The 12,568-nt window shown below is 66.9% G+C and carries 12 protein-coding genes; 5 read left to right on the top strand and 7 right to left on the bottom strand.

Annotated features, from left to right (window positions below; all coding sequences use genetic code 11):
• The coding region (locus AB0O89_RS13935; protein ID WP_363498738.1) for an Lrp/AsnC family transcriptional regulator at positions 1-404 on the top strand (404 nt) is incomplete at its 5' end.
• Between the two features lie 70 nt (positions 405-474).
• Here AB0O89_RS13935 and AB0O89_RS13930 read toward each other — a convergent pair.
• From AB0O89_RS13930 to AB0O89_RS13900, 7 genes are all read right to left on the bottom strand, one after another.
• Complete coding sequence (locus AB0O89_RS13930) at positions 475-1,647, bottom strand: ABC transporter substrate-binding protein (protein WP_363498735.1); 1,173 nt, start codon at positions 1,645-1,647, stop codon at positions 475-477.
• A gap of 68 nt (positions 1,648-1,715) precedes the next feature.
• On the bottom strand, positions 1,716-2,507 hold the full coding sequence (locus AB0O89_RS13925) for an ABC transporter permease subunit (RefSeq protein ID WP_363498732.1): 792 nt from the start codon (positions 2,505-2,507) through the stop codon (positions 1,716-1,718).
• Positions 2,504-3,316, bottom strand: coding sequence for an ABC transporter ATP-binding protein (locus tag AB0O89_RS13920; protein ID WP_300590380.1), 813 nt, complete (start codon positions 3,314-3,316; stop codon positions 2,504-2,506). The genes AB0O89_RS13925 and AB0O89_RS13920 overlap by 4 nt, the downstream gene beginning before the upstream one ends.
• Positions 3,313-4,206: an ABC transporter permease subunit gene (locus tag AB0O89_RS13915; protein ID WP_363498729.1), complete on the bottom strand. Its 894-nt coding sequence runs from the start codon at positions 4,204-4,206 to the stop codon at positions 3,313-3,315. The genes AB0O89_RS13920 and AB0O89_RS13915 overlap by 4 nt, the downstream gene beginning before the upstream one ends.
• Positions 4,207-4,252: 46 nt before the next feature.
• Positions 4,253-5,269 (bottom strand): TIGR03842 family LLM class F420-dependent oxidoreductase, encoded by a 1,017-nt coding sequence (locus AB0O89_RS13910; protein WP_363498726.1) that lies wholly within the window; start codon positions 5,267-5,269, stop codon positions 4,253-4,255.
• Positions 5,270-5,279: 10 nt separating this feature from the next.
• Positions 5,280-6,716, bottom strand: a complete 1,437-nt coding sequence (hydA, locus tag AB0O89_RS13905) for a dihydropyrimidinase (RefSeq protein ID WP_363498723.1) — start codon at positions 6,714-6,716, stop codon at positions 5,280-5,282.
• Positions 6,713-7,561 carry a nitrilase-related carbon-nitrogen hydrolase gene (locus AB0O89_RS13900; protein ID WP_228177351.1) on the bottom strand — a complete coding sequence of 283 codons (849 nt, stop codon included), beginning with the start codon at positions 7,559-7,561 and terminating at the stop codon, positions 6,713-6,715. The genes hydA and AB0O89_RS13900 overlap by 4 nt, the downstream gene beginning before the upstream one ends.
• A gap of 136 nt (positions 7,562-7,697) precedes the next feature.
• Here AB0O89_RS13900 and AB0O89_RS13895 point away from each other — a divergent pair, with 136 nt between their 5' ends.
• From AB0O89_RS13895 to AB0O89_RS13880, 4 genes are all read left to right on the top strand, one after another.
• Positions 7,698-9,041, top strand: coding sequence for an aminotransferase class I/II-fold pyridoxal phosphate-dependent enzyme (locus tag AB0O89_RS13895; protein WP_292727973.1), 1,344 nt, complete (start codon positions 7,698-7,700; stop codon positions 9,039-9,041).
• Between the two features lie 106 nt (positions 9,042-9,147).
• The gene (locus AB0O89_RS13890) at positions 9,148-10,521 is read left to right on the top strand and encodes an MFS transporter (RefSeq protein ID WP_363498719.1); all 1,374 of its coding nucleotides are present in this window, start codon (positions 9,148-9,150) and stop codon (positions 10,519-10,521) included.
• A 70-nt stretch (positions 10,522-10,591) separates the two neighbouring features.
• The gene (locus tag AB0O89_RS13885) at positions 10,592-11,812 is read left to right on the top strand and encodes a histidine kinase (protein ID WP_363498716.1); all 1,221 of its coding nucleotides are present in this window, start codon (positions 10,592-10,594) and stop codon (positions 11,810-11,812) included.
• A complete protein-coding gene (locus AB0O89_RS13880; RefSeq protein WP_363498713.1) occupies positions 11,809-12,477 on the top strand; it encodes a response regulator transcription factor in 669 nt (222 codons plus the stop codon). Before AB0O89_RS13885 ends, AB0O89_RS13880 begins: the two co-directional genes overlap by 4 nt.
• Positions 12,478-12,568 lie beyond the last annotated feature (91 nt).

Here is a 12,568-nt window from a genome sequence, read left to right as displayed (position 1 = left end):
GTGCGACCCTCGCAGACCTTTCGGCGGCCATCGGACTGTCGGTGTCCGCGGTGCAAGCGCGGGTGCGCCGGCTGGAGAGCCGCGGCATCATCACGGGATACCGGGTCGTCGTCGATCCCGAGGCTGTCGGCAAGCCGCTCGCCGCCTTCGTCGAGATCACGCCACTCGACCCAGCTCAACCCGACACGGCACCCGAGATGCTCGCTCACCTGGAGGAGATCGAGGCGTGTCACTCCGTCGCCGGTGCGGCGAGCTACCTGCTGCTCGTGCGGGTCGCGACGCCCCGCCACCTCGAGTCCCTGCTTCGCGACATTCGGTTGGCCGCCAATGTCAGTACGCGAACGACCGTGGTGCTGCAGACCTTCTACGAGCATCGTCCGATCGCGCCGGCAGCCCGAGGCTGACGGGCGCGACATGCTCGACGCGAGAGGGGATGCCGGACCGACCGAGCGCCCTCGGCCGGTCCGGCGGGGACTACTGGCCGCCCTCAGTGAGCGTGACCTCGATCGGGGTGTACGTCGCTGAGACGTCGTACCCTTCCTCGACGAGCTCCGCGAGAGCTCGCTCGATGTACTCGTTGGAGTACGCCGACGCCGGCGGCTCAGCCGTGATGAGGTTCAGTCCGTCCTGGTTGACCGCCGAGAGGGCGCCGGCGACAGTCTTGTCCCAGGCTGCCGGGTCCATCACGCCGAACTCCGAACCGTTCCAGATGAGCTTGTTGACCTCGTTCATCATCCACTCCTGGTGAACAGGTCCGACCGGGAAGGCAGCTTCTGCGTTGATCGCGTAGTCGTAGGTGATCGCGGCAGCCTCGACGGGATTGTCGCGAGCGTAGATCCAGCCCTTCGCGATGGCCTTCAGGAACCGCACTGCCGCGTCGGCGTATGCCGGGTCGGACGCGAGGCGCTCGGTGTCTGCCCAGATCGCGTCCTGCAGCATCGCGCCCTCGGTCTCCTCGTACGAGATGACGTTCAGATCGTCGAGTGTGTACAGCTCGCCTGTCTCAGGGTTGACGGTCTCGAGCACCTGCGCGAGCTCGTTGTAGGTCATCGCCTGGGCCGCGTCCACATCGCCATCCAACAGCGCGTTCATGCTGAAGTCCTGCGTCGTGATCGACACCGTCGTGGAGTCGAGGTCATCGGCTGCCATCGCCGCGAAGATCTCCCACTCGTTGCCAAAGCCCCACGAGCCGATGCGCTTACCTTCGAAGTCGGCAACCTCGGTGATACCCGAGTCGGCCCAGGAGACCTGCGTCGTGCCAGATTCCTGGTAGACCTGCGCGATGTCGGTGAGTTCGACGCCGGTGGCCTCGAGGCTGCCGAGCACCTTCGGAACCCAGGCGATCGCGAAGTCGACGTCTCCCGCGATCAGGGCGTCCTGGGGGACGATGTCGCCGCCGGACGGGATGATCTCGACATTGTCGAAGCCCTCCTCCTCGAAGTAGCCCTGGTCGAGGGCGACGTAGTAGCCGGCGAACTGCGCCTGCGGGAGCCACTGCAGCTGCAGGCTGACGGTGGTGAGCGGTTCGAACTCACCGCTGTCTTCTGTCGTGGCTGGATCGGACGAGCCCGCGCACGCCGCCAGTGTGAGCGCGGCGACGGTGAGGGTGGATGCGGCGACAAGGCCGCGTCTGGTGCTGTGTCTCACGGTGTTCCCTTCTTCGGTGGGGGTGCTCTCTCGGTGGTGCGGGTGGTGCCGGTGGTGCTCGATGCCGGTCAGACCGGCATCCTTCGGGTCGCCAAGCGCTCCAAGAGCGAGGTGACCAGGAAGAAGACGAGGCCGATGATGATGCCGCCGAGGACGAACGCCCACGCCAGGGCCGCGCGCCCCGATTTCGCGTACGTCGCGATCGCGGTTCCGATGCCGTCGGCTGGCCCACCGAAGTACTCGGCCACGAGTGCCGCGATGACCGCGAGGGAGCTTGCGATACGCAAGCCCGTCATGAGGTACGGCAGGGCTGTCGGCAAGGTCAGCAGTCGGAAGGTCTGCCCGGGCGTTGCCGCCGAGGCCCGGAACAGGTCTCGGTGCACGGGCCGGCTCTGGCGCAGCCCGCGCAGCACATTGATGAAGACGGGGATGAACGCGGCAAGCCCCGCCACGGCCTGCCTGCCGAACTGGCTGGATGCTCCGAACATCGTGTTGAGCACGGGGGTGATCGCGACGATCGGAATGACCGCGAGGGCTGCAACGATCGGCGCAAGCATCCCGTCGAACTGTCGGATCGCCGCGGCCAGCGCCGCCAGCGCGATCGCGATGAGCGAGCCGACGAAGAGTCCGATCAGGGCGTTGGTGGCGGTGACCACCATCGCCTCCGTGATGATGTCGGCGTGTGCGATGAACTCTTGCACGATCGCGACCGGGCTCGGCAGCATCCGGGGCGCTGCAGCTGCCACATCCACATAGAGAATCCAGGCGGCAAGGCCGAGGATCCCGACACCGACGGGTGCAGCGATCCGTGCCCACCCCGGCAGGGGGCGGGCCGACATCGTCGTGTCGCGCAGACTCATCTCTCGTTCGCTCTCTCGACCTTGGCGCCGTGGAGGGCCTCCCGCACCGCCGTGACGCGCTCGAAGTACGCGGGTGACTCGCGGAGGTCCTCGCCTCGCGTCGAGTCCAGCCCGATGGGGACGATCTCGGTGATGCGGCCGGGCCGGGGACTCATGACAACGACCCGATCCGAAAGGAAGACGGCCTCGGGGATCGAGTGCGTGACGAACACGACGGCAGCGCCCGTCTCGCCGGCGATGCGCGTGAGTTCGGACTGCAGGTACTCGCGCGTCATCTCATCGAGCGCTCCGAACGGTTCGTCCATCAGCAGAAGCTTCGGACGTGCCGCCAGCGCCCGCGCGATGGCGACACGCTGCTGCATGCCCCCGGAGAGTTGGTCGGGGTAGCGGTCGATGAAATCCGAGAGTCCGACCAGGTCGGCTAGCTCCCGCACCCTCGCGTCGCGCGAGGACTTCACGGTGCCGTGCAACTCGAGGGGGAGCGCGATATTGCCCGCTACCGTGCGCCACGGCAGGAGCCCCGCCTGCTGGAAGGCGATGCCGTAGTCCTGATCGACTCGGGCCTGGTGTGCTGGTTTTCCGAAGATCTGCAGCTCGCCCGTGGTCGCGACATCCAGGTCAGCGATCAGGCGCAGCAGGGTCGACTTACCGCATCCTGATGGTCCGATGAGCGAGACGAACTCGCCCGCGGCGACCTCCAGGTCCACGTCGGTGAGCGCGGTGACGTCCGCGCTCGCGGTAGGAAACACCTTGCCTATTCCTCGCGCCTGCACGGCGAGGCTGTCGGGGGCGGTCGTTTCGGGGCTCATGCGGTGGCCTCTCCTCGTCGGTAGCGGTGCAGACCCACGCCGATCAGCGCGACGGAGCCGGCAGCGATCAAGCCCAGCGCGACCGAGCCGAAGATGGGCCCCCACGGGGCGGCAGGGTCGCTGGATGCTTGACCGGCGAGCTGGATCAGCATCCGCCCGATGCCGCCGCGCATGCCGATCGAGACCTCCGCGACGACGACCCCGAGTACGGCGTTGGCAGCCGCGAGGCGCAACGCGGGAAGCAGATGGGGGACCGCTGCAGGAAGGCGCAGGTGACGGAGGGTCGCCCAATAGCCGACGGCGTAGGTGCGCATCAGGTCGACGTGGATGCGGTCGGGCGCTTCCAGGCCCCGCAGAGCCCCGATGGCAACGGGAAAGAATGCAAGATACGACGCGATGACGGCTACCGAGAGCCACTGCGGCCAACTCGTTCCGCCGCGATCGATCTGGTTGCCGATCGCGTTGATGACGGGTGCGAATGCGATGAGGGGAACCGTCTGGCTCACGACGATCCACGGCAACAGGCCCCACTCGAGCAGCTGCCAGCGCTGCATGACGAGAGCCAGCGCACCGCCAACGACGACGCCGAGCACCCACCCGACTGCGGCGATCCCGAGGGTGGTGAACGCGGCGATCGCGACGGTGGCGATCAGGGGCGGTGTGTCGCCGCCGCTGGTCGGGGCGAAAAGTCGCGCGACCATGTCCCACACGTGGGGCATCGCGCGATCGTGAGTACGCGGCAGGATCATGAATCCAGAGCCGGTTTGCCCCTCGACAGCGCCGATCGTGACGCCGTCGGCGGGCCCGAGGAACTTGTACCCCTCCCACAGCAGGATGATCGCAAGAACGCCGAGGATGCCCCACCCGAGACCTTCGATCCGTCCGCGCATGCCAGCTCGGTTCATTCGCTCGCGTCGATCCTGTCGTGCCGTCGTCTCACGACTTCGCCGTGACCTTCTCGCGGAGGGCCGGGATCACGGTCTCGCCGTACACGCGGAGCGTCTCCTCCTTGTTGTCGTGCTGCAGGTACCCCGCGAACTGGGTGACGCCGAGTGCCCGCAGCGCCTCGAGTTTGGCGATGTGCTCCTCGGCGGTGCCGAGGACGCAGAACCGATCGACGATCTCGTCGGGAACGAAGTCCACGTGGTCGTTGTGGCTCTTGCCATGTGAGTTGTAGTCGTAGCCGGTGCGGCCAGCGATGTAATCGGTGAGTGCCTGCGGCACAGCGCCATCAGTGCCGTACTTCGCGACGATGTCGGCGACATGGTTGCCGACCATCCCGCCAAACCAGCGGCACTGGTCGCGCATGTGCTCCCAGTCGTCACCGATGTACACCGGGGCGGCGACGCAGAACGCGATCGACTCCGGGTCGCGGCCAGCGGCAGCGGCGGCATCCTTCACCGTCTGGATCATCCACGCGGCGATGTCGAGGTCCGCCAGCTGCAGAATGAACCCGTCGGCGACTTCGCCGGTGAGCTTGAGCGCGAGTGGACCGTAGGCGGCGACCCAGACATCCAACTCCGACCCTGTACTCCACGGGAACTGCAGCGTCGCGCCGTTGTATTCGACGGCGCGGGAGTTGGCGAGCTCCCGGATGACGTGGATCGACTCGCGCAGCTCCTTCAGCGTCGAGGGCTTGCCGTTCGTCACCCGAACCGCGGAGTCGCCGCGACCGATGCCGCAGATCGTGCGGTTGCCGTACATCTCGTTGAGGGTCGCGAACACGGATGCCGTGACCGTCCAGTCGCGCGTCGCGGGGTTCGTGACGAACGGACCGACGGTGACCTTGCGGGTCTCGGCGAGGATCGCCGAGTAGATGACGTAGGGCTCTTCCCAGAGCAGATGCGAGTCGAAGGTCCAGACGTGGCTGAACCCGTGCGCCTCGGCGAGCTTGGCAAGCTGGATCACCCGTGACGCGGGCGGATTGGTCTGCAGGACGACACCGAAATCCATGGTCTGCCCCTCACACCAGGTACTGGCTGAGGCCGCGCTTGACGAAGCTGCCGTCGCCCTTGCGGCCGAGGTACTGGCCGTCATCGACGATGACCTTGCCCTTGGAGATCACGGTGTCGACGTGCCCATCGATCTCGAACCCCTCCCAGGCGGAGTGGTCCATGTTCATGTGGTGGGTTTTGTCGTAACCGATGGAGGTGTGACCGTTCGGGTCGTAGACGACGATGTCGGCATCCGCCCCGGGCTGGATGACGCCCTTCTTGCCATACATCCCGAACATGCGCGCGGGGGTCGTGCTGGTGAGCTCGACCCAGCGCTCGAGGGTGATCTCGCCGGTGACCACGCCCTGATACATGAGGTCCATGCGGTGCTCGACAGAGCCGATGCCGTTGGGGATCTTGCGGAAGTCCTCCAGGCCCAGGGTCTTCTGATCCTTCATGCAGAACGGGCAGTGATCGGTGGAGACCATTTGCAGGTCGTTGGTGCGCAGGGCCTGCCACATGTGGTCCTGGTGGCCTTCGGCGCGGGAGCGCAGCGGCGTCGAGCACACCCACTTGGCGCCCTCGAACTCTCCCCACTGCTCGCTCGATGCCCCGAGCTGTTCCTCGAGCGAGAGATAGAGGTACTGCGGGCAGGTCTCGCCGAAGACGTTGAAGCCGTTGTCGCGGGCCGCGGCGAGCTGTTCGACCGCTTGCTTGGCCGAGACGTGCACGACGTACAGGGGTGCTCCGGTGATGTTCGAGAGCATGATCGCGCGGTGGGTGGCCTCTTCTTCTGCCTGCCACACGCGGGCCTTGCCGTGGAAGTAGGGCGAGGTCTTGCCGGCGTCGACCAGCTGCTGGGCCAGGACGTCGATGACCGGCCCGTTCTCGGCGTGCATCATCGTCAGCAGCCCGGTGTCGGCGGCGACCTGCATGGCCTTCAGGATCTGCGCGTCATCCGAATAGAAGACGCCCGGGTAGGCCATGAAGAGCTTGTAGCTCGTGATGCCTTCGTCAACGAGGGTCGGCAAGAACGCGAGCGATTCGTCGTCGATGCCGCCGACGATCTGGTGGAACCCGTAGTCGATCGCGCAGTTTCCCGCTGCCAACTCGTGCCACTTCGCAAGGCCGTCGGGCACTTTCGTGCCGTACGTCTGCACGGCGAAGTCGACGATGGTCGTCGTACCGCCCCACGCTGCCGCGCGCGTGCCGGTTTCGAACGTGTCGCTCGCGAACGTGCCCCCGAAAGGCAGCTGCATGTGCGTGTGGGCGTCGATGCCGCCGGGGATGACGTACTTGGCGCTCGCATCGACGACAGTGTCGACGGATGCCGCCAGGTTCGTGCCGAGCAGTTCCGAGCCGGGCGCGAGGACGGCGACGATCTTCTCGCCGTCGACGAGGACATCGGCCGGAGCCCGCCCGGTGGCGGAGACGACGGTGCCGCCGGTGATCAGTGTCGTGCTCACGGTGCGGAGATCCCTTCGTAGCTGTCGGGGCGACGGTCGCGGTAGAACTGCCAGTCGTCGCGCATCTCCTGCACCATGTCGAGGTTCAGGTCGCGAATGAGGACCTCCTCGTGCTCGCTCGAGCCCAGCGCCCCGACGAAATTGCCGCGCGGGTCGATCACCTGGCTCGTGCCGTAGAAGCTGACAGCCTCGTCGCCGTACTCGTTGTCCTCGCGGCCGACGCGATTGGGCTGGAGGACGAAGTAGCCGTTGGCAACAGCCGCGCACGGCCCCTCGACCTCCCACAGGCGGTTGGACAGGCCCGGCTTGGTCGCATTGGGGTTGAAGACCATGTGCGCGCCGTTCAGGCCGAGCTCGCGCCATCCCTCCGGGAAATGGCGGTCGTAGCAGATGTACATGCCGACCTTTCCGACCGCCGAGTCGAAGACGGGGTAGCCGAGGTTGCCCGGACGGAAGTAGAACTTCTCCCAGAACTTCTCGACGTGGGGGATGTGGTTCTTGCGATACGTCCCCAGCACGGTGCCGTCGGCATCCACGAGAACCGCCGTGTTGTAGTAGACCCCGGTCTGCGCTTCCTCGTAGATCGGCAGCACCATCACAGTGCCGAGCTCTTTCGCTACCGCGGCGAAGCGCTCCACGATCGGGCCGTCGACCGGCTCGGCATAGCGGTAGTACTTCTTGTCCTGTGTGATGCCGAAGTAGGGCCCGTAGAAGAGCTCCTGGAAGCACACCACCTGCGCGCCGTCGGCGGCGGCATCCCTCGCGAATTGCTCGTGCCTGTCGAGCATGGATGCCTTGTCGCCGGTCCACGTCGTCTGCGTGATGGCCGCTCTCACCGTCGTCATCTCGTGCACTCTCCGTCCGGTCGAAGGGGCCACGAAGCGCCGTGGCGTGTCTGTTATTGTTCGGCGTGAACATTTCCCTTCGGTTTCGTCCCGTGTCGCGACCGTAAATGTTGGTGTGATCGAGATTGGGTGGGCGATGACCACGGTGATCGATCGTGCGCACTTCACCGATCCCACGCCGCGCGCTATCGCGGCAGAGCTTGCCCGCCTGATCACGGCCGGCGATCTGGCCGCCGGTGAGCGACTGCCGACCGTGCGCGAGGTCGCGGGACGGCTCGGTGTGAGCCCTGCGACAGTGAGCGCTGCGTGGAAGGCGCTCTCGCAGGCCGGGCTGATCGTCTCCCGTGGGCGGGCAGGATCGTTCGTGCGCGAGGAACGGCAGGAGTGGATGTCGCCGCGCGTGCAGGGCCTTGCCCAGCATCCGGGATCGCCGCGGCTCGACCTCTCGGGAGGGACTCCGGATGCCGACCTGCTCCCCGACCTCGCGCGTGCCTTCTCGCGGGTGTCGCCGCGCGCTCACACCGGTCGTTACCACGAGTCGCCCGTGCTACCCGAACTGGAGACGTTGCTCCGCCGGGTGTGGCCGAGCGATGCGGAGGCGATCACTGTCGTCGACGGTGCCCTGGACGGCGTCGGTCGTGCGCTCGAACAGGTCGTGCGCTTCGGAGACCGCGTGGTGGTCGAAAACCCCGGCTTCCCGTACTTCTTCGACCTCATCGAGCACCTGGGGGCGCAGCCGATCCCCGTAGAACTCGACGCCGAGGGGATCGCGCCGAGTAGCTTCGCGCGTGCGCTTGCGACGAGGCCGACCGCGGTGCTTCTGCAGCCGCGCGCACACAACCCCACGGGTGTGTCGACGAGCCCCGAGCGCGCGGCTGAGCTTGCGCGATTGGTACGCGCCTCGCGAAACGGAGCGCGGGTCGTCATCATCGAGGACGACCATTCCGGGCTCGTCGCCGCAGCGCCCGAGGTGACGCTCGCCCGGTGGCTGCCAGAGCAGGTCGTGCACGTACGCAGCTTCTCGAAATCCCACGGTCCCGATCTGCGCATCGCCGCGCTCGGAGGCCCATCGCGCATCGTCGACCGCGTCGTGGCGCGCAGGCTGCTGGGGCCGGGATGGACCTCACGTACCATCCAGGCCGTACTCTTCGATCTCTTGTCAGACCCCGTATCGATCGAGGCTGTGGTTCGCGCCCGCGAGAGCTACCGGACTCGTCAGCGGGAGCTGGCCGGCGCACTGCGCCGCCACGGAGTCTCAGCCGTTGCCGGTGACGGCCTCAACGTCTCCTGGGACGTCGCGGACGAGCGCGCGGCGCTCCTTCATCTCGCTGCGGCCGGCATCGGTGTGGCGGCGGGGTCGCCCTTTTTCCTCTCAGACCGCACCGCTCGCCCCCTCATCCGCGTCACTGTCGGTCTCGTGAGCGGTGACGTCGATGCCGTGGCTGCCTCGCTCGCGCGTGCGGTGCGCGTGACGGGCTGAGCGCCACCGCCCCAGTTGCGGCATCCGGCTGTTCCCGACGTCCGAGCCGCGCAGTGCGCTTCCCCGCATGACGACTCCCGCTCCGGCGGATCCCACAGTTGCCTCCGTGCGTACACGCCTGTTCGGCACGGCGAACGAGCGGACGTTTCTGCACGTGCTCGTGAACACCGCTGCCGCGAACATCACGACGAGCTACCTGTGGTTCGCGCTCACCTTCTGGGTGTACCTCGAGACCCGATCTGTCCTGGCTACCGGGATCATCGGTGGGACCTACATGCTGCTGTTGGCCGTCTTCGCGATGTGGTTCGGCACGCTCGTCGACCGGCATCGCAAGCATCGCGTGATGGTCTTCTCCGCTGCCGCGACGTTGGTGGCTTTCCTGATCGCGGGGACTCTCTACCTCGCTCAACCCGAGTTCGCGCTGGTCGACATCACCGGGCCGTGGTTCTGGTTGTTCGCGGGTATCATCCTGCTCGGATCCATCGTCGAGAACATGCGAAACATCGCTCTGTCGACGACGGTTACTCTCCTCGTCCCCGAAGAGCGGCACGCGAACGCCAACGGTCTCGTCGGCACCGTCCAGGGCATCGCGTTCATCATCACGAGCGTCTTCAGCGGACTCTCGGTCGGCATGCTCGGCATGGGGTGGACACTGCTCATCGCCATCGTTGCGACGGTCATCGCCGGTGTTCACCTGCTCCTGCTTCGGATCCCCGAGGACCAGCCGACGGCATCCGTGGGGCGCGGCGTCGACCTGCGCGGCGCCATCACAGCAGTCCGGCTCGCGCCGGGACTGTTCGCGCTCATCATCTTCTCGACGTTCAACAACCTCATCGGCGGGGTGTACATCGCCCTGATGGACCCGTACGGCCTGACCCTGTTCACCGTCGAAGCCTGGGGAATCGTGTTCGGGGTCGCCGCGACCGGCTTCATCGTCGGTGGCATCGTGATCGCCAGGTTCGGCCTCGGGCGCAACCCGATACGCACGATGCTGCTCGTCGTCGCGGGCATGGGGCTGCTGGGTGCGCTGTTCACAATCCGGGAGTGGTGGTTGCTGTACGCCGCCGGCATCTGGCTCTACATGGCCCTCGTTCCAGCAGTCGAGGCAGCCGAGCAGACCGTGATCCAGAAGGTCGTGCCGTACGGATCGCAGGGGCGTGTGTTCGGGTTCGCCGCGGCTTTCGAATCGGCAGCCGCCCCTATCACTGCGTTCCTGATCGCGCCGATCGCGGAGTTCTGGATCATTCCGTACATGGAAACGCCGAGCGGCCAGCAGGCGTGGGGGTGGCTTCTCGGGGACGGTGAGGCGCGGGGCATCGCACTCTTGTTCGTCTTCGCGGGGCTTGCCATGGTCGTCATCGCCCTGCTCACATTCACGACGCGGTCATATCGGCTCATTACCGAGCAATACCGGACCGCGCCCGAGACGCCGTCGCAGACCGAGTCCGAGACCGAGACCGAGCGGACGCCTGCACCGTAGGCGGTCGGCCCGGCGCACATACATCTTCAGACTGACGCGCTCTGGGCGCGCGTTCCGTAGCGTGGGTGAGGTGAGACGCTCCGCACTCTTTCGTGAACTCCTGCCGTACCAGGTGGCAACCGATGTGTCGGTTGCGGGAGTGTTCGGGCTGCTCTGTCTCCCCTTTGAGCTGACGATCGGCGGCTGGGCAGCCGAGTCGGCACTGCCGACCGTGGTCATGTGCCTTCTCTTCGCGGCGGCGCTCGCGCTGCGGCGGCTCTCACCGCCCCTCGCGCTCGCTACGGCGTGGGTCGGCGCGACGATGCAGATGCTGATGCTGCGTCCACCGTCGCCCGTCGACCTCGCGATCTTCGCCGTGCTCTACGCGACGGCTGCCTACGGGAGTACGCTGGTGTACTGGCTCGGATTCTCGTCGGCGATCGTCGGGGCCACCATCATCACCGGCTATCTCTTCGGTTCGCAGCTGCTCAGTGCCGCGTCGTGGAGCGTCCTTCCGCTGGCAGCCGCTGTTCTCATCGCTGCGGGGTTCGCGTTGCTCCTGGCCTGGACCGTGGGTGCTCTGGTCCGAACGTCGCTGCGCGCTCGACGCACCCAGCGTGAGCGCGAGCGTGCCGAACGGGAACGCATCGAGGAGCAGGAGCGAGGTCGGATCGCGCGCGACATGCACGATGTCGTCGGTCATTCGCTGGCCGTCATCATCGCCCAGGCCGATGGGGCTCGCTACGCAGCCGACGCCGATCCGCAGGCGGGGAAGGATGCGCTCGCGACGATCTCGACAACGGCGCGCAGCGCGCTCGCTGATGTTCGGCTGCTGCTGGCGCAGTTGCGCCACAGCGAAGGGATGGCGCCGCAGCCGATGCTGAACGATCTGGAGAGTCTGTACTCCCAGGTGCGAGCTGCTGGACTCGCGGTGCGCGTAGACGTGGAACCGATGCCTCCCGCGAACGTGCCGGCTGCCGTGCAATTGGCCATCTACCGCGTGCTGCAGGAGGCGCTCACGAACGCCATCCGCCACGGCAACGGAGATGTCGAGGTGACGATGCGCTGGCTCCCGGACCGTCTGCACCTGTGGGCATCGAATCCTGTCGCGGAGCCCGTCGACCCGCCCGCGGCGGATGCCGCGCCCCTGACTGACCCCGCCGGAGTGACCCACGGTATCGTCGGCATGCGCGAGCGGGCGCGGCTGGTCGGTGGGGCAGTGGAGGCAGGGATGGTCGGGGAGCTGTGGGTCGTGCGGGCGACCTTCCCCTTCGCCGCGGAACCGCAACCTCACGGGTCCGCGGCACGATGAACGACCAGAGCAACCCCGGTCCGGGCGTCATCCGTGTCGCGCTCGTGGATGACCAGGCGCTCTTTCGCGCCGGCATCCGCATGGTGATCGACTCCCAACCCGACATGGCCGTCGTCGGCGAGGCGGGAGACGGCCAGGCAGCCTTGTCGATGGCGCGACACACGCATCCCGATGTCGTGCTCATGGACATCCGGATGCCCGTCATGGACGGGATCGAGGCGACGGCGCATTTGCTACAGGACCCTGACGCGCCACGGATCGTGATGCTGACGACGTTCGACCTCGATGAGGCAGCCGCACGCGCGATCCGCGGCGGCGCAAGCGGATTCCTGCTCAAGGATGCCGAGCCGGAGTTCGTGCTCGCCGCAATCCGCAGCGTGCACTCCCGTTCGGCGGTGATCGCGGCAACGGCCACGGCGCAGCTGTTCGCGCATTTCCGGGACGAGCAGACCCGGCCGGCGCCGCGCGCGTTCGGCGAGCTGACCGAGAGAGAACGCGAGATCTTCGGTCTCGCCGCCCGGGGCCTGTCAAACGCCGAGATCGCGACGCGAGAGTACCTTTCTGAGGCAACGGTGAAGACGCACATCAGTCGCGTCCTGGGCAAGCTCGGGCTGCGCGATCGCGTCCAACTCGTCGTCTTCGCCTACGAGCACGGCCTCGTCTGACCGTTCATACCTCGCGCGCGACGGATGCCGCGGAATCATCCTTCCGATGGATGACGCAGCGACGTCGGGCTGACGCGGGGATCGGTGTCCG

Source organism: Microbacterium sp. NPDC076895 (assembly GCF_040687115.1).
Lineage (GTDB): Bacteria > Actinomycetota > Actinomycetes > Actinomycetales > Microbacteriaceae > Microbacterium.
Note: the sequence above shows the minus strand (reverse complement) of the source record. Positions and strands in the feature narration are given on the sequence as shown.

Bases quoted from the DNA above. Each gene is read 5' to 3' on its own strand.
- AB0O89_RS13925 (WP_363498732.1), bottom strand. From the start codon at position 2,507: ATGAGTCTGCGCGACACGACGATGTCGGCCCGCCCCCTGCCGGGGTGG.
- AB0O89_RS13920 (WP_300590380.1), bottom strand. From the start codon at position 3,316: ATGAGCCCCGAAACGACCGCCCCCGACAGCCTCGCCGTGCAGGCGCGA.
- AB0O89_RS13915 (WP_363498729.1), bottom strand. From the start codon at position 4,206: ATGCGCGGACGGATCGAAGGTCTCGGGTGGGGCATCCTCGGCGTTCTT.
- AB0O89_RS13910 (WP_363498726.1), bottom strand. From the start codon at position 5,269: ATGGATTTCGGTGTCGTCCTGCAGACCAATCCGCCCGCGTCACGGGTG.
- AB0O89_RS13900 (WP_228177351.1), bottom strand. From the start codon at position 7,561: ATGACGACGGTGAGAGCGGCCATCACGCAGACGACGTGGACCGGCGAC.
- AB0O89_RS13895 (WP_292727973.1), top strand. From the start codon at position 7,698: ATGACCACGGTGATCGATCGTGCGCACTTCACCGATCCCACGCCGCGC.
- AB0O89_RS13880 (WP_363498713.1), top strand. From the start codon at position 11,809: ATGAACGACCAGAGCAACCCCGGTCCGGGCGTCATCCGTGTCGCGCTC.